This window comes from Vreelandella piezotolerans (genome assembly GCF_012427705.1).
In the GTDB taxonomy this organism is placed as follows: Bacteria; Pseudomonadota; Gammaproteobacteria; order Pseudomonadales; family Halomonadaceae; genus Vreelandella; species Vreelandella piezotolerans.
Genome location: NZ_CP048602.1, coordinates 2,521,432 through 2,542,759 on the forward strand (window position 1 = coordinate 2,521,432; position 21,328 = coordinate 2,542,759).

General features: G+C 59.5%; 17 protein-coding genes. 5 read left to right on the top strand and 12 right to left on the bottom strand.

The features are described 5' to 3' along the window. Positions 1-17 precede the first annotated feature (17 nt). The 5 genes from GYM47_RS11560 to GYM47_RS11580 all read right to left on the bottom strand — a co-directional run bounded on the left by GYM47_RS11560 (position 18) and on the right by GYM47_RS11580 (position 4,425). Complete coding sequence (locus GYM47_RS11560; protein WP_054641804.1) at positions 18-557, bottom strand: dihydrofolate reductase; 540 nt, start codon at positions 555-557, stop codon at positions 18-20. Further along, a complete protein-coding gene (locus GYM47_RS11565; protein ID WP_139527006.1) occupies positions 554-1,372 on the bottom strand; it encodes a thymidylate synthase in 819 nt (272 codons plus the stop codon). Before GYM47_RS11565 ends, GYM47_RS11560 begins: the two co-directional genes overlap by 4 nt. Positions 1,373-1,629: 257 nt before the next feature. Next, positions 1,630-2,418: a prolipoprotein diacylglyceryl transferase gene (gene lgt, locus GYM47_RS11570; protein ID WP_153842755.1), complete on the bottom strand. Its 789-nt coding sequence runs from the start codon at positions 2,416-2,418 to the stop codon at positions 1,630-1,632. 49 nt (positions 2,419-2,467) lie between these two features. Then, positions 2,468-3,265 carry a sulfite exporter TauE/SafE family protein gene (locus GYM47_RS11575; protein WP_153842754.1) on the bottom strand — a complete coding sequence of 266 codons (798 nt, stop codon included), beginning with the start codon at positions 3,263-3,265 and terminating at the stop codon, positions 2,468-2,470. After that, entirely contained in the window at positions 3,262-4,425 is a 1,164-nt protein-coding gene (locus tag GYM47_RS11580; RefSeq protein WP_331250792.1) for a response regulator, read from the bottom strand. The genes GYM47_RS11575 and GYM47_RS11580 overlap by 4 nt, the downstream gene beginning before the upstream one ends. Before the next feature lie 177 nt (positions 4,426-4,602). Here GYM47_RS11580 and GYM47_RS11585 point away from each other — a divergent pair, with 177 nt between their 5' ends. Beyond that, on the top strand, positions 4,603-5,373 hold the full coding sequence (locus GYM47_RS11585) for an NRDE family protein (RefSeq protein ID WP_153842753.1): 771 nt from the start codon (positions 4,603-4,605) through the stop codon (positions 5,371-5,373). A gap of 6 nt (positions 5,374-5,379) precedes the next feature. On the opposite strand, the gene ptsP is transcribed toward GYM47_RS11585, so the two are convergent. Both ptsP and GYM47_RS11595 read right to left on the bottom strand, forming a co-directional pair. After that, positions 5,380-7,641 (bottom strand): phosphoenolpyruvate--protein phosphotransferase, encoded by a 2,262-nt coding sequence (ptsP, locus tag GYM47_RS11590; protein WP_153842911.1) that lies wholly within the window; start codon positions 7,639-7,641, stop codon positions 5,380-5,382. A gap of 86 nt (positions 7,642-7,727) precedes the next feature. Then, complete coding sequence (locus tag GYM47_RS11595; RefSeq protein WP_139527002.1) at positions 7,728-8,222, bottom strand: RNA pyrophosphohydrolase; 495 nt, start codon at positions 8,220-8,222, stop codon at positions 7,728-7,730. A gap of 163 nt (positions 8,223-8,385) precedes the next feature. Between GYM47_RS11595 and GYM47_RS11600 the strand changes: the two genes are divergently transcribed. After that, positions 8,386-9,042 (top strand): histidinol-phosphatase, encoded by a 657-nt coding sequence (locus GYM47_RS11600; protein WP_139527001.1) that lies wholly within the window; start codon positions 8,386-8,388, stop codon positions 9,040-9,042. Next, positions 9,042-10,181 (top strand): GGDEF domain-containing protein, encoded by a 1,140-nt coding sequence (locus tag GYM47_RS11605; protein ID WP_153842752.1) that lies wholly within the window; start codon positions 9,042-9,044, stop codon positions 10,179-10,181. The genes GYM47_RS11600 and GYM47_RS11605 overlap by 1 nt, the downstream gene beginning before the upstream one ends. Before the next feature lie 395 nt (positions 10,182-10,576). Here the strand turns inward: GYM47_RS11605 and GYM47_RS11610 are convergent, their stop codons facing one another. Then, a complete protein-coding gene (locus GYM47_RS11610) occupies positions 10,577-11,551 on the bottom strand; it encodes a malate dehydrogenase (RefSeq protein ID WP_153842751.1) in 975 nt (324 codons plus the stop codon). Between the two features lie 225 nt (positions 11,552-11,776). Between GYM47_RS11610 and GYM47_RS11615 the strand changes: the two genes are divergently transcribed. Beyond that, positions 11,777-12,868, top strand: coding sequence for an efflux RND transporter periplasmic adaptor subunit (locus GYM47_RS11615; RefSeq protein ID WP_153842750.1), 1,092 nt, complete (start codon positions 11,777-11,779; stop codon positions 12,866-12,868). Further along, positions 12,852-15,920 carry an efflux RND transporter permease subunit gene (locus tag GYM47_RS11620; protein ID WP_153842749.1) on the top strand — a complete coding sequence of 1,023 codons (3,069 nt, stop codon included), beginning with the start codon at positions 12,852-12,854 and terminating at the stop codon, positions 15,918-15,920. Before GYM47_RS11615 ends, GYM47_RS11620 begins: the two co-directional genes overlap by 17 nt. 59 nt (positions 15,921-15,979) lie before the next feature. Here the strand turns inward: GYM47_RS11620 and rsd are convergent, their stop codons facing one another. The 4 genes from rsd to GYM47_RS11640 form a co-directional block, all read right to left on the bottom strand. Beyond that, positions 15,980-16,468: a sigma D regulator gene (gene rsd / locus GYM47_RS11625; protein ID WP_139526997.1), complete on the bottom strand. Its 489-nt coding sequence runs from the start codon at positions 16,466-16,468 to the stop codon at positions 15,980-15,982. A 167-nt stretch (positions 16,469-16,635) separates the two neighbouring features. Then, positions 16,636-17,136, bottom strand: a complete 501-nt coding sequence (locus GYM47_RS11630; protein ID WP_139526996.1) for a disulfide bond formation protein B — start codon at positions 17,134-17,136, stop codon at positions 16,636-16,638. Beyond that, positions 17,133-18,773, bottom strand: a complete 1,641-nt coding sequence (gene gshA, locus GYM47_RS11635) for a glutamate--cysteine ligase (RefSeq protein WP_153842748.1) — start codon at positions 18,771-18,773, stop codon at positions 17,133-17,135. The genes GYM47_RS11630 and gshA overlap by 4 nt, the downstream gene beginning before the upstream one ends. Positions 18,774-18,915: 142 nt before the next feature. Further along, on the bottom strand, positions 18,916-21,270 hold the full coding sequence (locus GYM47_RS11640; protein ID WP_153842747.1) for a Tex family protein: 2,355 nt from the start codon (positions 21,268-21,270) through the stop codon (positions 18,916-18,918). Positions 21,271-21,328: the final 58 nt, after the last annotated feature.

A 21,328-nucleotide genomic window follows, 5' to 3' on the forward strand; every position in this document is an offset into this window, starting at 1 on the left:
CCCTCCTTTGACCCAAATCAGTCGCTGACACGCTCGTACACGACGAAGTCATAATTTGGCTGCCCTTCTGCGGGCTGCCCGGCGACTCGCTGAACTTCTTGCCACTCTTCCGTCGAGAACGCGGGGAAGTGCGCATCGCCTTCCACCTCTATATCGACTTCCGTGATGTAGAGACGTTGGGCAAACGGTAAGGCTTGACGGTAAATCTCGCCGCCGCCCATGACCATGATTTCTTCTGCCGCTTCGATCGTCGCCTGCTGATCGGCCAGCGCTAACGCCGCCGGTAGCTCATGGCATACGCGTGTGCCTTCTGCACTAAACTGGGCATCCCGAGTCACGACGATATTGAGACGATTGGGCAGCGGCTTGCCAATGGAGGCGAAGGTTTTACGCCCCATGACCAGCGGCTTGGCCTGGGTCATGCGTTTGAAGAATTTCAAATCTTCAGGCAAGTACCAGGGTAGCTTGCCATCGACGCCAATGACGCGATTCTTGGCCATGGCGACGATCATCGCAACGGGCACCAGCGGTTCATAGGCGGTGGCTTGCTGACTCATACGGCTACCTTTGCTTTGATATGCGGATGGGACGCGTAATCTTCGATCTGAATATCATCGAAGGTGAAGTCGAATAGGTTCGTGACCTCTGGATTGAGCACGAGCCTGGGCGGTGGCATGGGTGTGCGCTCAAGCTGCTCGTTCGCCTGTTCCAAATGATTGCTGTACAGGTGCGCGTCTCCTAGCGTGTGAACGAATTCCCCCGGCTGTAAGCCCGTGACCTGGGCCACCATGCTAAGCAGCAACGCGTAACTGGCGATATTGAACGGCACGCCCAGAAAAATATCGGCACTGCGCTGGTAAAGCTGGCAGGAGAGTCGCCCGTTGGCGACGTAGAACTGAAACAGACAGTGACAAGGCGGCAGCTTCATCTCATCGACTTGACCAGGGTTCCATGCCGATACGATCAAACGACGCGACTGGGGGTTCGTGCGGATCTGTTCGAGGACATTGGCGATTTGATCTACACTGCCGCCCTTGGGGTTTGGCCAGCTACGCCACTGGTAGCCATACACAGGCCCCAGGTTGCCGTGCTCATCGGCCCATTCGTCCCAAATACGCACGCCGTTCTCTTTGAGATACCCAATGTTGGTATCCCCTTTCAGAAACCATAAAAGCTCGTGGATGATGGAGCGCAAATGTAGCTTTTTGGTCGTCAGCAGTGGAAAGCCGCGGGACAAATCAAAGCGCATTTGATGCCCAAACACCGAGCGCGTCCCCGTACCGGTGCGGTCGCCGCGATCAACGCCCTGCTCCAGCACGGTGCGCATCAGGTCTAGGTAAGGCTGTTCCAACGCGGGCAACGTTGATGTCATGGTAGGCGTGGGCGTTGTGACAGTCACAGAAGTTCCAAATTAACAGCGGATGTGGGGTTGTATTCTAGGCCGTCGAGTTATGCAGCGTCTATGGTATCGCTGCTTCACCCCCCACCAAAGCGCTCAATCGCCTTGTCTACCTCGCTTTGATCCACCAGCGGCGCCACCTTCGGCACCCCTAACGGGGTGCTTCGCGGGTGCGCTCCGCTTACCACGAGCTACGAGTGCATTGGCATTCGTAGCGTGCATGGGGTATTTCAAGCTTTGGCATCGATGGGCTGGCGGCGTGACCAAGCGATCAATATGAGGCCGAGAGCAATCATGGGTAAGGTTAACAGCATGCCCATGGTGACCCAGTCGAAGGCGATGAAGCCGATGTGGGCATCGGGCATGCGTACGAACTCGACCATGAAGCGGAAGACGCCATAACCCAACAGGAAAAGACCTGAGACAAACCCACGTGCGCGGGGTTGGGCAGACACCCACCAGAGGATCGCAAATAGCACGACGCCTTCTAATAGCGCCTCGTAGAGCGCCGATGGGTGGCGGGGTTCAGGCCCCATTCCGGGAAAGGGCATGCCCCAAGGGAGCGAGGTCACGCGGCCGGGCAACTCATGGTTGATAAAGTTACCAATGCGCCCTGCGCCAAGGCCAATGGGTACGAGCGGTGCAATGAAGTCGGTCAACGTGAAGAAAGCGAGCTGCTTGCGGCGGGCAAATAGCCAAGCGGCCAGCAGCACGCCTATCAAGCCGCCGTGGAAGCTCATGCCGCCATCCCAAACGCGGAAGATCCATAGCGGGTCAGCCAGCCACTGCTCTAGTCCGTAGAACAGCGCGTACCCGAAGCGGCCACCGGCGACCACCCCAATGGCGCAGTAGAAGAGCAAATCGCCGATGTCGTCTTTGTTCATTCCTAGACGCGGGGCACGTTTGCAGCCTAGCCACCACGCCGCCACGAAGCCGACCACGTACATGAGGCCGTACCAATGTACCTGCAACGGGCCGAGGGAAATCGCGACAGGATCTATCGTTGGGTAGTTGATCATTCACTTTCTCTATTCGAATAAAAGAAATGCCGCCACTTTCCACAGCGGGTTACGCCAGTATGAAACGTAGCCCCACCACGGCGAGCAGCGCAGCGAAACAGTAACGTAGGACATGGGCGGGTAACACGTGAGCCAAGCGCACACCAAGACGGGCAAACAGCACGCTGGTCGCAACGATGCCTATGAACGCAGGCCACATGACGAAGCCTGTCGCCCAAGGGGGTAGCAGCGAATTGCCCCAGCCGACCACGATGAACGTGATCGCCCCTACTGCCGCTATTGGTAAGCCGCAGGCGGCAGAGGTTCCCACCGCCTGCGTCATGGTGGCACCGCAGCGCGATAACCAAGGCACGGTCATCGCCCCGCCCCCGATACCAAATAGCGCGGAAATGGCCCCGACCACGCCTCCAGCGAGGGTCATGGCAAATTTGCTGGGGGCCAGCGTGCCCGGTTTGGGGGTCAGCCCCATGATCATTTTAGTGGCCAGCAAGAGCACGAAGACGCCAAACAAGGTGCCTAATACGGTGCCGGATAAATTACCGGCAATGAAGACCCCACCAATGGCGCCCAGCATCAAGCCCGGTAATAACGCCATGAACCAGGCACGATGCACACTCCCCTTGCGAAAGTGGCCCAACGCTGAAGAGGCGCCCGTCACGACGATCGTGGCGAGCGAGGTGCCCACCGCAAGGTGCATGGTGATCTCGGGGGAAATGCCCTGCAGCCCGAAGGCAAAGACCAGAACGGGGACGATGATGATGCCACCGCCCACACCAAACAAACCGGCCATGGTGCCTGCAGCGGCACCGAGCAATAGATAACTGGCCAAAATGGCTGCGAAGGTCATTCGTTGGGCTTCTCCAAGGCGTTAGGCAACCATTTTTTGATCATGCCGTGTAGGGTATCGGGCTGGTAGGGTTTCGCGAGGATATCGTCCAGCCCGGCGGCGCTGCAGGCGTCTTGTCCGGCGTTATCGGCATTGGCGGTCAGGGCGATCATGACACTTCGTTTGGTCGCGTGCTGATGCTCATACCGGCGCCAGCGGCGGGTGGTTTCCAGCCCGTCGAGTGTCGGCATGAAAATATCCATGAATACCAGGTCGTAGAACGCAGACTGCTGACGCTCGAGCGCCTGTTCGCCGCTACTCACGCCTTCAACGTGTAGCCCTTGCAATTCGAGCATTTGCCGCGCGAGCATGAGGTTCACAGGGCCATCATCGACGACCAGCACACGCGGGCTTTGCTCGCTGGATAGAGGAAGATCGTAGGTATCGGCTTCGTTCACACTCTGCTGAACGAAGTTGGCCAACAGCGAACGAATATCGGCCAAGCGCTCGCGCACGTGGGTGACGTTTTGCCGACAGGCTTCTGAGGATTCTTCGGTCAGCATGGTGCCAAGATGATCGAACAGGGTGTCGGCTTCCCGCTGCATGAGCGTTAGGTAACCCGATTTCAAACGCGACTCTTCTCTGGCACGCTCTCTTCCTGCCATGAGGTGCTTGAGCTGCTTTTGCTGGTGGTGTAGGTCATCCAGCAGCGCTTGGTCGGACTTGGACTGTTCGGTCTCTGCGGTAGCGACATGGCCACTTTTCTGTAACGCGCTCACCAAGCTTGCCAGCTGATCGTTGGCGCGGGTGAGCCGCTTGAGCGGGCGCTCTTGACTCTCTTCGTCCAGCAGCAACGTCGCATGGGGCATGATGCCTTGCTGCAGCGTATCGATGCGCCGTTCCAGCTCATTGAGGCCTTGGATGAACAAGGCATCTTTGAACTTGGCCCGTGCTTTGATCAACATCAAAAACGCGCCAACGTTCAGGCAGCTTCCCAGCAGCAGGGTCAGCGTGAGCCAGAGCGTGGTGGACCACGAAGCCTGGCCAGGTGACATTAACCAAATCACGGCACCTACCAACACACAGAGCAGCACTAAGGCGGCCTGTACGAGGAGCAGTGGCCATAACACCGGCCAGATAACGGCATTCCAGAAGTGCTCTCGCTGATAGCGTTGCATCATTCTCGACTTCCTGGTTGGCAAAGGGCAGCATGCCTTGTAAAGAGCGATGGCGTGAATCCTTACGTTTTATGCCGCACGTTTCTGTGCTAAGTGTACGTCGACACCGCACACCTGTCATGCCACGCCGGTACACCACTCACACAAAGCGGCACGCCTGCTGCCGTTCCAGGGATTCGTATGTGTTTAATCACGTTTCATTGGGCGCCCGATAGCGCTACGCCGTTTCGCCTGGCAGGCAATCGCGATGAGTTCCATGCGCGCCCTACTGCGCCTCTAGGTACTTGGCAAGATGTTCCTTTATATGGTGGCCGCGATTTAGAAGCCGAGGGCACTTGGCTGGCGGCCAATCGGCATGGCGTTGTCGCCGCGCTCACCAATGTGCGCGACACGCGCTTGATCACTCCTGCAAACGCCCCCAGCCGAGGCGAATTGGTCGCAGGTGCGCTGACCGCCAGCGACCCTGCCGAGTGGCTCGACGCCCTGGCAAGTCGACATGCCGAGCGCTACGCGGGCTTCAACTTACTGGTGGCGACGACCCACCACTGCTGGCACTTGCACCGAGGATACGACGGCGTCGCGCTGAGGGAGGTCGTCCCTGGGTGTCATGGGCTTTCGAATGCCGACTTGAATACGCCATGGCCCAAACTGCAGGCCGCGCGACAGGCGCTGGCAGACAGCGATGAGCACCGCTGGCGGCGTGACACCGGCGGTGCGCTGCATGATTCCGCGTTTGCGGAGATATCGCTTTTACCGGATACCGGCGTTGGGCTCGAGCTCGAGCGCCAGCTTTCGGCGGCTTTCATCGTTGGCGAGCAGTACGGCACCCGCGCGACCACATGGTTGACGCTCGACGCCCGAGGCAACGCCACCCTGACCGAACAGCGTTTTGGCCCCTTCGGTCGCTATCTGGGTGACACGACGCTAAACGTTCTCTGCGAGACGCAGTAGCCGCTGTTAATCGCGAGGGGGTAGTAAGTGCGATAGCTGCCACTCGTCCAATCGCTTATTGAGATGCTCATGAACCCGTACGGGCGTATCGAGCTGCATGATCTCATCGAGCAGCGCTTGGGCGTCGGCCAGCGTGACGCGGCGGATCGCTGCGCGCACTTTTGGCAAGCTGGGGGCGTTCATGGAGAGACTGGTAAAGCCCATCGCCATCAGCAGCAGCGCGCCCGCCGGGTCCCCTGCCAACTCACCACATAGCGAGATGGGTTTGTCGAGCCGCTTGGCGTCTTGGGCAAGCTCTTGCAACGCGCCGAGCAAGGCAGGGTGCAGCGCATCGTACAAGCTCGAGACGCGGGGGTTGTTGCGATCTACCGCCAACAGGTATTGAGTGAGGTCGTTACTGCCCACCGAGAAGAAATCGACCCGCTTGGCCAGTGCGTCCATCTGATAGATCGTGGCGGGCACTTCGATCATTACCCCCACCTTGGGCCGCTCGACGCTCATGCCCTCTTCGCCCAGTTCCAAGATGGCGCGATCGAGCAGACGAATGGCTTCATCCACCTCTTCGACGTTGGTGATCATGGGGAACAGAACGTAGAGGTTGCCCAGGCCGTGGGACGCTTTGAGCATGGCGCGTAGCTGAACCATCAACACCTCGGGATGATCCAGAGTCACCCGCATGCCCCGCCAGCCCAGAAACGGGTTGGCTTCCTCGATGGGGAAGTAAGGCAAGTCTTTGTCGCCGCCGATATCCAGCGTGCGCATGACGACCGGCAGGGGCGCAAACCCTTCCAACTGTTCGCGGTACATGCGCATCTGCTCTTTTTCACCAGGGAAGCGCTCGGTGATCATGAACGGCACTTCGGTGCGGTAGAGCCCCACCCCGCCAATGCGGCTTTTCAGTAGCGCAGAGGCATCCACCGCCAACCCGGTATTCACCATCAGCGGCATCTCATAGCCGTCGGGGGTTTCACTGGGCAGGTCCTGCTCGTGCTCGAGTACTTCGCTCAGCACTTTCTCTTCGGCAATCAGGCTGGCATAGCGAGTTTGCAGCTCGGCCGCCGGGCGAACGAACAAGCGCCCCCGGTGACCATCCAGCACCACGGGCGCGCCATTGAGACGCGGCAACGGGAGATCGACCATACCCAAAACGGTGGGAATCCCCATCGCGCGTGCGACGATGGCGACGTGAGACGTGCTGGAGCCCCGCACCGATACCAACCCTTTGAGCTTGTCGCGGGGCACTTCGCCCAGCATGGCTACGCTGATTTCATCGCCTACCAGAATGGCGTTATCCGGATAGGTTTCTGGGGTGGAAGGCGTATCTTCTTGAAGATGCGCCAGCACACGGCGGCCAAGATCACGGATGTCCGCCGCTCGTTCACGCAGGTAGTCGTCATCTACCCGCTCCAGGTACTGAACGTGGCGGCGAACGACATCGGCCAGCGCCCCAGGCGCCCACTGCCCTTCCCGAATTCGTTTTTCGACTTCTTCGGAGAGTGCCGCTTCGCCCAACATCTGTTGGTAGACGTCGAACAGCGCCAGCTCTTGAGAGGAGATACGATTGACCAAGCGCTCTGCCGCCGCACGAATCTCATCGCGGGTTTTGCCAATGGCCTCTTTCAAGCGAGCGATTTCGTACTCTTGGTCGCTGGGAATCAGGTCAGGAACGCTGTTGAGATCGGCGGGCGGGGTAATCACCACGGCTTCGCCCATGGCCATGCCGGGCGACGCCGCCACGCCTTTGAACATGGCTTGGCCACCCGGCAGTGCCGGTCGCGAGAGGTTGCCTGTGGCCAATGCATGCGCCAGAACACCGGCTAGCTGGGCGGCCATGGTGACCAAAAAGGCTTCGTCTTCGTCGTCGTAGCGGCGTTTTTCCGCTTGCTGCACCACCAACACCCCGAGCATGTGCCGCTGGTGGATGATGGGCACCCCTAAAAAGCTGGAGTAACGCTCTTCGCCCGTGGCTTCGAAGTAGCGAAAATGGGAGTGCGACCGCGCATCTTCCAAGTTGAGCGGCTCGCTGCGTTTGGCCACCAGCCCCACTAGGCCTTCCCCCAGCGGCAACACGACACGACCCACGGCTTGGGTACGCAGGCCAATGGTTTCCATCAGCACCAACGACTCCAGCTCTTTATCGTAGAGATAAAAGGAGCACACGTCGGTCTGCATGGCTTTGCGTATCCGGCGCACCATGGTCGACAGCGCGGCGTCGAGGTTTCTTGCGCCATTCACTTCTTGAATAACGCGTCGCAGCACCTCAAGCATGGACGTTTTACTATTCACTATTATTTGCCTCGCTGAGGGATTCTCCCGCCGGTGACCGCTGCGTTTACCCCGCAACGGTGCGCGCGTTATCCTTCATCATCTTGTGCCAAGCGCTGCACACGCGGGGAAAGCTCCCGGAGTGCGCGCCGATAGACCTCTCGTTTGAACGGTACTACCTGCCCAAGTGGGTACCAGTAGCTAACCCATCGCCAACCGTCGAATTCCGGCTTGGGCGTGGCCGTCATACAGATGCGGTTTTCTTGGCAACGAATTTTGAGTAAAAACCACTTCTGCTTCTGGCCGATACACACCGGCCGTGAGTGGGTACGAATCATGCGTCGTGGCAGACGGTAGCGCAGCCAGCCCCGGGTGCAGGCGACAATATCAACATCGTCGGCGGTTAGGCCGATCTCTTCGTGGAGTTCACGAAAAAGCGCTTGTTGTGGAGTCTCGCTTGCTTTGATGCCTCCCTGGGGAAACTGCCACGCATTTTGCCCTACACGACGCGCCCAAAGCAGCTGCCCCTGGCTATTGGCAATGATAATGCCAACATTGGGGCGAAAGCCGTCAGCGTCGATCACGGACATCACCTTCATAAATTTTCAGTTGTCCCCATTTTTCCATAAGGGAGACAACCGTATCAATACAATATAACGCTAAGTGGTTAAACCCAGGTGACTCTGCGATAATCCCGCGCTTTGTGTCGCTTATAATTAACGAACATTGACCGTCAAGGGGAGCGCCGTGAGTCTGGCCATTTTCGACCTGGATAATACGCTGCTATCCATCGATAGCGATCATGCCTGGGGGGAGTTTCTGGTGGAGCAAGGCGCAGTGGACCCGGTGGCCTACCGCGAGGCCAACGAGCGCTTTCTCGCCGATTACAATGCCGGCACGCTGGATATGATGGCGTTTCTGGCGCTGGCGCTGAAACCGCTGGCTGACAATAGCCCAGAGCAACTTGCTGCTTGGCACCAACAGTTTATGATTAGCAAGATCGAGCCGAACATTCTACCCAAGGCGGAAGAGCTGCTGGCGCGACACCGCACCAAGGGCGATACCTTGCTGATCATTACGGCCACCAACCGTTTCATCACTGGCCCGATTGCCGAGCGGCTGGGCGTGGACGACCTGATTGCCGTCGACCCCGAGATGGTCGATGGCCGTTACACAGGACGCGTGGCCGGTGTGCCCAGCTACCGGGAAGGCAAAGTCACCCGCTTGGAAGCATGGCTGGAAGGGCAAGAGTGCACCCTCGATGATGCGTGGTTCTATAGCGACTCCCATAACGACCTGCCGCTGCTGGAAGTGGTCGATAACCCCGTCGCCGTAGATCCTGACGATACACTTCGCCAAGTGGCCGAAGAGCGACACTGGCGAATCATGAGTTTGCGGGATTAATGGCATTCGACCCACCTACCCTATTAACGCTAACCATCGCCATTGCCGCTGCAGCGGCGCTTTATTTGCTGATGGAGTGGCGTGGCGCTCGAGAACGGGCGCTGCTGCTATGGGCAGCAGGGTTTGCCACGATCACGGTGGGCTCGAGTCTTTCACTGCTACGCGCCAATGGTTTCTTCCTGGTCGGCGTGTGGTTTGCCAATGGCCTGCTGATCCTGGCCCACTGGCTCTTCTTGCTGGGCGTCTTGCGCTTCGTCGGCCAACGTCCCAGCCAGGCCTGGTGGCTGCTGGTCGTCATCTGGTGCGCACTGCTGCTACTCCCCGCCCCCTTGACCAGCTCCAAACTCTATCTGGCACTCAATTCGTTATTGGTAGGGCTGCTCGCCTTGAGGGCCAGCTGGGCGCTCAAACTGGAGTCCGGCAGCGCCACTCTCGGCACTCGCCAATTGCACTACGTCTTGTTGATTCACGGTCTTTTTTACATCGCCAAGGGGCTGCTGCCCTTGGCCCCCAACACGCTGGTCGACCTCATGGCCTTTCGTGGAGCCATCATTCGCGTTTCATTGGTGGAGGGTGCTATGGCCATCTTGCTGATTGCGCTCTCGATGACCGGCACCGTGCGCTACCAGCGAGAGCGTCACATCACGCATCTCGCCGAACGCGATGCCTTGACGTCACTGCTCAACCGGCGTGGCTTCGAAACCCAGGCACTTCGCGTGTTAAAACGCATCACCCCAAGCCAACCTGGGGCGCTACTCCTGGTCGATTTGGACAACTTCAAGCAGGTCAATGACCTCTATGGCCACGCCGCGGGCGATCACCTACTGATCGCCCTGGGCGATATCGCTCAACAAACATTGCCAGCGGACGCTCTGATGGCCCGCTTGGGCGGCGATGAGTTCGTATTCCTGCTGAAAGACGTCGATGACGATGCTGTACTGCGCATGGGCCAACAATTACGCCAACGGTTTCAAACCGTGGCTTCGCACACGTACCCCACACCCAACCCTGTTTCGTTGAGCCTGGGCGTCACACGCCTCACCCAGCCCAGCCAAGACCTGTCCAGCCTCCTTGCACGAAGCGACCAAGCCCTATACGAAGCTAAACGTAGCGGCCGAAACCGTATGGAAATTTGCTGACGCCACCACCACGAGACATCGGGGTGCCCAGCTACTATACATCTCGACAAATCGAGCACCCGGCTACCACATCACGGTGAATCGAGGCACCCCCGTAGCACGGCGTAACGACTGAGCGAGAGCAACGAGCGAAAGAGGCACCCACGAAGGCGGCGGCAGCCGCCCCGATGGCGTTACCGAACCAAACGTGCCACCAACACCCACCGCGCCCCATCGGCAACGCTCCTCGCGTTGCTTCGCGGATGCGCTCCGCTTACGCCGCGCTACGGGTGTATCCACTGAAGCTATCCCGCAAGCGACATAACGTTCCATCCAAATCCATTGCGCTGGGCATAAAAAACCCCGCAAGCATGGCTTGCGGGGTGGATGCGGTTGGCGGGTGCCAAACGGCGCGTTTAGCCGAGCAGATGCTCGACGGCGGCGCGCTCTTCACGCAGTTCTTTTTCGGTGGCTTGCATCTTCTCTTTGCTGAACGCGTCCAGTTCGAAGCCTTGGACGATTTCATATTTGCCACTCTGGCAGCGCACCGGGTAGGAGTAGATGATGCCTTCGGCAATGCCGTAGCTGCCGTCGGAGGGAATCGCCATGCTGACGATGCCGTCGCAACCCAGCGCCCAGTCGCGCATATGGTCGATGGCCGAAGAGGCGGCAGACGCTGCAGAGGACGCACCGCGCGCTTTGATGATGGCAGCACCGCGCTGCTGAACGGTCGGGATGAAGTCGTTTTCGTACCAGTCGCGCTCGACCAGATCGAAAGCGGCTTTGCCGTCGACTTTGCACTGGGCCAGATCCGGATACTGGGTGGCGCTGTGGTTGCCCCAGATGATCATGTTTTCGACGTCGGTGACGTGCTTGCCGGTTTTCTGAGCCAGCTGCGTCAGCGCGCGGTTGTGGTCCAGACGCGTCATGGCCGTGAACTGACCTGCATCCAGATCCGGCGCGTTGCAAGAAGCGATCAGCGCGTTGGTGTTGGCCGGGTTACCGACGACCAGCACTTTGACGTCACGGCTGGCGTGGTCGTTCAGTGCTTTACCCTGCACGGAGAAGATCGCAGCGTTGGCTTCCAGAAGATCTTTACGCTCCATACCCGGGCCACGCGGACGTGCACCTACCAGCAGGGCGAAATCGGCATCTTTGAACGCTACGTTCGGATCGTCGGTGGCGACGATGTCTTGTACCAGCGGGAACGCACAGTCGTTGACTTCCATCACGACGCCGTTCAGCGCGTCCATCGCTTGGGGAATTTCGAGAAGCTGGAGAATGACGGGCTGATCCGGCCCCAGCATGTCGCCAGCGGCAATACGGAAAATAAGAGAGTAGCTGATTTGACCGGCACCGCCGGTAATCGCAATACGGACTGGATCTTTCATCATTGCTCCTTGATGGTTCGCCTAATGGAGGTTCGCCTGGTAAAGAATAGCGCCACGATGTTATGCCCAGACGCTCAAAAACTCAATCAGACATGAGACGACTACCCATTTGCACGCGGGCTTGATACTCGCTGAAAACGGCCAGTTACGCTATGGTGTGACGGGCTGCGGTACCATCCTTACCGCGCTATCTATTTTGTCATTTCCTTGGAACAGTGACTTCCCATGCGACGAATTCCCCCTTCTTATGCGCTGGCAAGCCTGCTGGTGCTGGCGTTAGTGGTTTGGTTGGCCGTCGGCGATTTTCAGCAGTTTCAATCGTCTCCGCCAGAGAACAACGCGGAAGAGGCCAACGCCCTGCCCCGTGTGGAGGTCAACAGGCAACAGAGCACACCCTATATTCCCCAGCAGGTGCTGCAGGGCCAACTTACCGCCGAGCGTGAGACGGTACTGCGTGCCAACGTCGCGGGTTACGTGGCCGAAAAACCTATCGAGCAAGGGGAGAGCGTGAATCAGGGGGAAACGCTACTCGTGCTGGATAACGACGCCCTGCCCGAGCGCTTACAGCAAGCCCGAGACGAGCTAGCACTGGCCGAAGCTGAGTACGCCGGTGCCCAAAACCTGCGCCGCCGTGAGCTGATCTCGCAACCGGAACTGCTGCGCCTGCAAAGCGCACTCAGCGCCAGCGCGGCTCAAGTGGCTCAGTTGGAGAAGCAGCTCGAAGACACCCGCCCCACGGCCCCGTTCGAAGGCGTGCTGGATCGTGTTCAGGTGGAGCTTGGCGACCTGCTCCAGCCTGGCGAAGAGTGGGCGCGCTTGATCGATGATCGCCGTTTGACCGGCACCGCGTGGGTATCGCAACAGCAGGTGGGCAAATTGGCCGTTGGCTTGCCGGTGACGGCGCGCCTGCTCAACGGTGGCTCGCTCACCGGCGAGGTCAGCTACATCAGCAGCCGCGCCGAGGAGGCGACGCGCACCTTCTATATCGAAGTCGCCCTGGACAACCCCGAACGCTTGCGCTTGGCCGGGGGAAGCGCGGAGTTCACCATCACCCTGCCCCCTCGACAGGTGCACACGCTCTCTCCGGCGCTGTTTAGTCTGGATGATCGCGGTCAGTTAGCCATCAAACATGTCGATGACGAAAACCGCGTGGTGCAAACGGCGGTCGAGCTGGTGAGCGCCGACACCGAACGCGCCTACGTGACCGGCCTCCCCGACCCCGTCACGCTGATCACACTGGGCGCGGGGTTGGTGAGCCCCGGCGACGCAGTAACGCCCGTGTCTGCCCAGGAAGGTGGTCATGCGTCGACTGATTAATGCCGCCCTCACCCATACACGCACCACGCTTTTACTGCTCGTCGGGCTATTGCTAGCGGGGACGACCGCTTGGCAGATGATTCCCAAAGAGGCGAACCCGGACGTGACGATCCCGATCATCTATGTGTCGCTCGCCCTAGAGGGCGTGAGCCCTGAAGATGGCGAGCGTCTCTTGGTGCGCCCCATGGAGCAAGAGCTTCGTGGCATCGAGGGGCTGCGTAAGTTCACCGCACAGTCCAGCGAAGGGCACGGTTCGGTGACGCTGGAGTTCGACCCCGGATTTGATCCCGATACCGCGCTGGCCGACGTCCGGGAGCGTGTCGATATTGCCCGCAGCAGCCTACCCGACGAAGCCGAAGAGCCTCGGGTGATGGAGGTGAATGTCTCCGAGTTTCCTGTGCTGAGCATTGGCCTCTCCGGTGAGCTGGATACCCGCGAGCGCATGACCATTGCCCGGCGCTTGAAAGAGGAGATCGAAGGCATTGCCGATGTGCTCGAAGTGGACATCGCGGGGGAGCGGGAGGACCTGTTGGAAATCGTCGTCGACCCATTGGTGCTGGAGAGCTACGGCGTCGATTTCGATACGCTGTTCAATCAAGTGTCGCGCAATAACCGCTTGGTGGCCGCGGGCAGCCTGGATACCGGTGCAGGGCGACTAGCGCTAAAAGTGCCTGGGATCATCGAGTCGCTGAACGACGTGATGAACATGCCGGTGAAGGTCGAGGATGACCAAGTCGTCACCTTTGGCGATGTGGCTTGGATTCACCCGACCTACAAAGAGGCGGAAGGGTTCGCCCGGATCGATGGCCAGCCTGCCGTGGTATTGGAAATTTCCAAACGCGCCGGGGCCAATATCATTGCCACCATCGAGGCGGTGCGGGCCACTTTTGCCCAAGCAGAGGAGCTGCTGCCGGAGCAGCTGCGTGTCACCACCATTCTCGATGAATCGGTGACCGTGCAGAACATGCTCTCGGAGCTGCTCAATAACGTATTGACCGCCGTGGTGCTGGTGCTGATCGTGGTGGTGGCCGTGATGGGCTGGCGGATGGCGCTGCTGGTAGGGCTGACGATTCCAGGGGCGTTTTTGACCGGCATTCTGCTGGTGTGGGCGTTTGGCTTCACGCTCAACATCGTGGTGCTGTTTGCACTGATTTTGGTCGCGGGCATGCTCGTGGATGGGGCTATCGTCGTCAGCGAGTTGGCCGACCGGCATCTGCACGACGGCCAAGCACCGCATCAAGCGTGGCTCAATGCCGCCTCACGCATGAGCTGGCCGGTCATCGCCTCTACGGCAACGACACTTGCCGTGTTCATCCCGCTGCTGTTTTGGCCGGGCGTGGTGGGCCAATTCATGAAGTACCTGCCGGCTACGGTGATTCTATGCTTGCTGGCCTCGCTGGCCATGGCGCTGGTGTTTCTGCCTACGCTCGGCCGGTTGTTCACCCGCACTTCGCACGCTAGTGGCTCCGGGCCGATAGACGAAAGCACGGCGCTCGGGCGTAGTTATCGTCGCCTATTGGGCCGCCTGCTGCAGCATCCGGCCTGGGTACTGCTGTTTGCGGTACTGCTCATTGCCCTGCTATACACCGGCTATGCCCGTTTCAATCATGGCGTGGATTTCTTTCCTAACGTCGAACCCGACAGCGCCCAGGTGCTGGTCCGCGCTCGCGGTGATTTCTCGGCAGAGGAAACGGATGCCATTCTGCAGCGCGTAGAGCAGCGTTTGGAAGGCATGGGCGAAGTGGAAGCCCTCTATGCGCGCTCTTACGCCGTGCCTGACCAGCAGATGGGTAGCGATGTGATTGGCATGCTGCAGTTTCAGTTCATCGACTGGTATCAGCGTCGCCCGGCGCGCACCATTTTGGCGGACATGGCCGAGCGCACCCAAGACATCCCAGGCATTACTCTGGAATTCCAGGAGCAGGAAATGGGTCCCGGCGGCGGTAAGCCCATCGTCCTGGAAGTCAGCGCGACGGACCCAGAGGTGGCCGATGCGGGGGTCGATCAACTGACGGCCATGATGCGCCAGCTGGGCGGTTTCACCGATATTCAGGATAACCGCAGCCTGCCGGGCGTCGAGTGGCAGGTGAATGTGGACCGCGAAGCGGCCGCCCGAATGGGGACCGATATCACCACGATTGGCAGTGCCGTGCAGCTACTCACGACCGGCCTGCAAGTGGCATCCTACCGCCCGCCCACGGTCAACGACGAGGTGGATATTCGCGTGCGCCTACCGGAGAACTGGCGCACGCTGAACCAGCTCGAACGTTTGACCATCAATACCCCACGGGGCCAGGTTCCGATTTCCCACTTCGTCGAGATCACTCCTGCGCCCAAGGTGGGCACGCTCAACCGCATCGATGGCCGTCGCGCCATTACGGTCGAAGCCGACTTAGCGCCAGAATTCTTGGCCGATGAGCGGCTGCGCGCGCTATTGGACGCTGGCCAAGGCCAACTGCCCGACGGTTTGATGGTCAACGTCGCCGGTGAGCAAGAGGATCAGCAGGAGTCGATGCAGTTTCTGGTCAGCGCTTTCTTGGTTGCGATTGGCTTGATGGCATTGATTCTGGTGACGCAGTTCAATAGCTACTACCAAGCCGCGCTGGTGCTGTCGGCGATCGTTTTCTCGACCGCCGGGGTGTTGATGGGCTTGCTGATCACCGGCCAAGCTTTTGGCATCGTGATGGTGGGTATGGGGGTCATCGCGCTAGCGGGTATCGTGGTGAACAACAATATCGTCTTGATCGATACCTATAACGAGCTGCGCGCCGAGGGCATGCCCCCCGCTCAAGCGGCCTTGGAAGCAGGCTGTTTACGCCTGCGCCCGGTGCTACTCACCGCGATTACGACCGTACTGGGGTTGATGCCGATGGTGTTGGGCGTCAACGTCAATTTGTTTGCCCCGGCATTAGGTTTCAACGCCCCGTCTGCCCAGTGGTGGACACAAATGTCCAGCGCCATTGCCGGCGGCCTCACCTTCGCCACTGCCCTCACCCTCCTGCTCACCCCGTGCATGCTAGTGATTGGAGGTAAGTTAAGGCGTGATAAATAAATGGTGAGTGGTGAAGCATTGTGCATCAGGCAGCGGGCGCGCTGCCTGATGATGAGATGTTAGGCGGGGGATTTGGCCTGCTGGGGGCTGTGGGCAGCGTGCAAGCGGGCGATGAGCTGGTCTTCCAGGGCAAAGCGCTCGGTCAGGCCTTTGGCAAGGCGGTCGATCCAGGCGGGGAGGCGCGCTAGGTTTTGCTGGCAGCGTACTGAAGAGGCGAAATCCTCGTCGAACTCCAGCACCATGGCCGTGGACATCTCTAGCCGTTCGAGCAATTTACCGGCGATTTGCAGCGCGCTATCGTCGTCGAAGGCTTTGGCTTCTTCCGCTAGCTGCGGATACACCTCGAAGTGACCCGCGCTGATGTAGTCCATCAGCAGCTCGCTGAAGGTGTCGATACGCGCCTTGCTCACGGCTTCCAGCTCCGCGTCACAGGCATCTTTTAGCTCAATGAAGCTCACCAGCAGCGCTCGGCGTTGATCCAGCCAGCGGTCGATCAGGCTGTGCACGCCCCCCCAGCGCTCCAGGGCATTTTTGCAATCTTCGAGCATGGGGCTTTCTCCTTGCAGATAGCCGCCTTGAACAGGGCTAGACTCGCTTTTCCTTCTACCTCTGTCAATCCTGGCGGGAATGATTTCCTTGATACTGGAGAGTACGTCTTCGTTAGTCAACGCTTGCGTTAGACAGCCGTCGATAGATCGGCTGCCTAACGACTATGCTAGCGCTTGATGGCTAGCCACAGCATACGCAGCGGCGCCAGGGCCAGCACCAGAAAACCGATCAGCGTCCAGGCAGGCAGTGACAGCCCTAACAGCATGAAGTCGATCTCAGCGCACTCGCCTGACCCTGTCAGCACCATGGCGACAACGTCCTGCATGGGCAGGATATCCATCATGTAATCGAGCCCTGGGCCGCAGCTCGGCACTTCATCGGCAGGCAGCCCCTGCAGCCACACATGCCGCCCAGCAATGAAGGCACCAGTGCCTACGGCCGCCAGCCCCAATACGCCGTAGAGGCCTTTGCCAACACCGCCTTTAGGGTTATGGATGGCCGCCATGGCTAGCACCAAGCCAGCCGCGATGACCGCTACGCGCTGAAAAATACACAGCGGACATGGCTCCAAGCCAGCAATGTGCTCTAGGCTCAAGGCAACGGCCATCATCAATACGCAAAAAGCAACACCGGCAAGCGCCGCCGGACGAATAGCGGAAGGGGTCATTGGGCATCCTCGGAGGGTAAAGCGGACAGCGCCCGTGACTCACGCGCCTTGGCAAAATAGCTCTCAAGAAACGCGCTGAAGCTCTCTTGGTCGGCCTCTTCGATATCCCGTTGCTGCTGATGCGAGGTATCGATCAACTGCGCCAGCAGTGCCTCGCGAGAGCGTAACATGGGCGTGGCTTTTAGCTTATCGGCTTGCGCCTGCGCCATTTCAAGCAGCGTATCGCTCAGTGAGCCATTGCTTTCCTGCAGACGCGCCAGCATCTGCCCTGACGGTGTTAGCGATGGATCCTGAAGGCGTGGCGCCAACTCGTCGAGCGCAGCAGCGTGGGGCTCGCCCTCTTCGACCGCATCGAGCAGCCGCGCCACATCGGCCATCTCCGCAAAGATTTGCTCGCCCCACTCAGGCAGTGTGACCGACTCGCCATCCCGCGTGAGACGAAGCTCCGGATCGCGCCCACGCTCTACCACTAAGCGACGGTTATCGTCCAAACGGTCGCACTCCTCGTCAGAAATCCATGGGCTATCGCTAAGTAGACACCACATCAAGAAGGTATCGACGAAGCGCATCTGCGTTTCGGTGACGCCCAGCGGGTCGAACGGGTTGAGGTCCAGGCAGCGCACTTCGATGTACTCGACGCCACGCGCCTCCAGGGCTTGGCTGGGGGTCTCGTTGTGTTTGGCAACACGCTTGGGCCGAATATCACTGTAGTACTCGTTTTCGATCTGCAGGATATTGGCGTTGAGCTGCCGCCACTCGTCGCCGTTTCTCACGCCGAGTGCTTCGTAGTCGGGCCAGGGAGTGGAAATGGCATGACGCAGCGTATTGACGTAGTTCGACAGCGAGTTGAAACAGATTTTGAGCTGCGCCTGCACCTTGTTCTGGTAACCAAGATCCGACATGCGCAGTGTGGTCGCATAAGGCGCGTAATACGTGTCGTCGCTCAGCGGCTGAAGTTTATCCGGCACGTGGCCATTCGGCAGAAAGCTCTTGTCGATGGCCGGCGAGGCGCCAAACAGATAGAGCAGCAGCCAGCTATGGCGACGAAAGTGGCGAATCATCCCGAAATATCGGGTCGAGCGGTAATCATTGAAGGGAATATTGGTGGCTTTTTCCATTTCCCGTAGGGCGTGCCACATATCCTCTGGCAACGACACGTTGTAATGCACGCCTGCAATCGCCTGCATGATACGCCCGTAACGCACGTCCAACCCTTTGCGGTAAACGTGCTTCATGGTGCCCACATTGGAGCGACCGTAATCGGCAATGGGTACGCTGTCGTTGCCAGAAAGACGTGCTGGCATGCTGCCCGGCCAGATCCACTCGCTGTCTAGATGATGATAGGTAAATGTGTGCAGATCAGATAAGAAGGCCAGTGCCTCCTTCGGCTCGGAGTAGACCGGGGTGATGTACTCCAGCAGCGCTTCGGAGTAATCGGTGGTGATATGCGGGTGCGTCAGTTTCGATCCGAGCGCGTGCGGGTGAGGCGTTTGGGCGATATGGCCATGGGCATCGACCCGCAAACCCTCTTTTTCCAATCCGCGACGCAGGCGACCCAAACGCCCTAACCGCGCGCTCGGCAGCAGCCGCTCTACCTGGGCGGTGAGCGAGGGTGGCACAGTGAGTGGTTCAGACAAGGTGAACACTCCTTGTTAGTAAGGCCTGCATCGCGCAGGCCTCGTTGAGATCAGCTGGCATCGCCATAACCATTACCCTGCTTTCTAATCGAGAATAGACAGCAGGATATGGCGGCAATGGTGAAATATTCAAGACACGCGACTATTTGCCCCGCTTGGCTTTGAGCAACGCAGCACCGAGCGCCCCCATGGCGGCAGGGGCCTCATTTTGCTGTCCCGCTGGACGCTTGCCACCTTGGCGCTGGCTTCGGGCAGGCTTGCGCGGCGCTGGCGAGGCCGGACTGCCCGACACCTCGGGCTGTTCCGGTTCATCATCCAAGCGCATGGATAGCCCCACCCGTTTACGCGGAATGTCCACGCTCATCACTTTCACCGTGACGATATCCCCCGCCTTGACGATGCTGCGCGGATCATCGATGAAGCGGTCGGACAGCGCCGAAATATGCACCAAGCCGTCTTGATGCACGCCAATATCCACGAATGCCCCAAAGTGGGTCACGTTAGTGACGGTGCCTTCCAACACCATGCCCAGCTTCAAATCGTTGAGGGTTTCGACGCCCTCACGGAATTCAGCGGCCTTGAACTCCGGGCGCGGGTCGCGACCGGGCTTATCCAGCTCTTTGAGAATATCGCTTACGGTAGGCACACCAAAGCGCTCATCGGCGAAGTCGGCGGGCTTGAGCGCTTTCAGGGTGGCGCTGTCGCCAATCAGCCCTTTCACGTCGCGGCTGTTCTGCTTGGCAATGCGCTCTACCAGCGTGTAGGCCTCGGGGTGAACCGCACTGGCGTCCAGCGGGTTCTCGGCGTTGCTGATACGCAAGAAGCCTGCGCACTGCTCGAAGGTTTTCGGGCCCAGGCGGCTCACTTCAAGTAGCTCTTTACGGCTCTTGAACGCCCCCTGAATGTTACGCTGCGCCACGATATTGTCGGCGATCGCCGCGCTGAGGCCTGCCACACGCGATAACAGCGCGCTGGAGGCGGTATTGAGATCCACGCCCACGGCGTTCACGCAGTCTTCGATGACCGCTTCCAGGCTGCGCGAGAGCTGCACTTGAGAAACATCGTGCTGATATTGGCCAACGCCGATGGATTTCGGTTCGATCTTCACCAGCTCGGCCAAGGGGTCTTGCAAGCGGCGGGCAATCGAGACAGCGCCGCGAATGGTCACGTCGAGATCCGGGAGTTCGCGCGCCGCGTACTCGGATGCCGAATACACCGATGCGCCCGCCTCGGATACCATTACCTTGCTCAGCCGATGGGCTGGAGCCAGCGCTTTTACCAGCTCGCCCGCGAGCTTATCGGTTTCCCGGCTGGCGGTGCCGTTACCCACGGCAATCAATTCCACGCCATGCTGCTTGACCAACTTGGCGAGCACGCTGAGCGACTCGTCCCAGCGGTTTTGCGGCGCATGGGGATAAATGGTGGCTTGGTCGACGAACTGGCCAGTGGCATCGACCACCGCTACTTTACAGCCGGTACGTAGGCCGGGGTCGAGCGCCAGGGTCACTTTCTGTCCGGCCGGTGCGGCGAGCAGCAGATCCTTCAAATTGGCGGCAAACACGTCGATGGCGGTCTGTTCGGCCTGCTCGCGCAGGCGGCCCAGCAGCTCGGTTTCCAGCGCGGTGTATAGCTTCACACGCCAGGTCCAGCGCACCACTTCATTCAACCACTTATCCGCTGCACGCCCCTCATCGCTAATGCCCACCTGCTTGGCAATCGCTACCTGGGCGGGATGGATGGGCGCGTCGTCTTCGCCCGGCAAGCGGATCGCCAGGCTCAAGATGCCTTCATTGCGGCCGCGGAACATGGCCAGCGCCCGGTGCGAGGGCACTTTCGCCAGCTTTTCGTCGTGCTCGAAGTAGTCGGAGAACTTCGCGCCCTCCTGCTGTTTGCCCTCCAGCACGCGCGCACTGAGTTCGCCCTCTTGCCATAGCCGCTCGCGCAGTTGACCAATGAGCTCCGGGTCTTCGGCAAAGCGCTCCATCAGAATCTGCTTGGCGCCATCCAGCGCCGCTTTGACATCGTCGATGGCGGGGATATCCCCCTCGGCTTCACGCAGGTAGTGGGCGGCTTCGCTTTCGGGCTCGAGCGCTGGATTCGCCAGTAGCGCGTCGGCCAGGGGCTCCAACCCCGCCTCACGGGCAATTTGCGCTTTGGTGCGGCGCTTTTTCTTGAAGGGAAGGTATAAATCTTCCAAACGCTGCTTGGTATCGGCGGCTTGAATGGTCGCTTTAAGGCTCGCATCCAGTTTGCCCTGCTCATCGATGGCGGCTAATACCGCCTCACGACGCTCTTCCAGCTCGCGCAGGTAACGCAGGCGTTCGTCCAACTGGCGAAGCTGCGTATCGTCCAGCGCGCCAGTGACTTCTTTACGGTAACGGGCAATGAAAGGCACGGTAGCGCCCCCATCCAGAAGCTCTACCGTGGCGGCGACCTGTTCCGGCCGGACGCTCAGCTCTTCGGCCAAGCGTGCAGTAATGCGTTGTTTGACATCCATAACGTACAACTAACTCATGCAGCATTCGAGGTGCCGACAAGGTACCACAAACCACCTA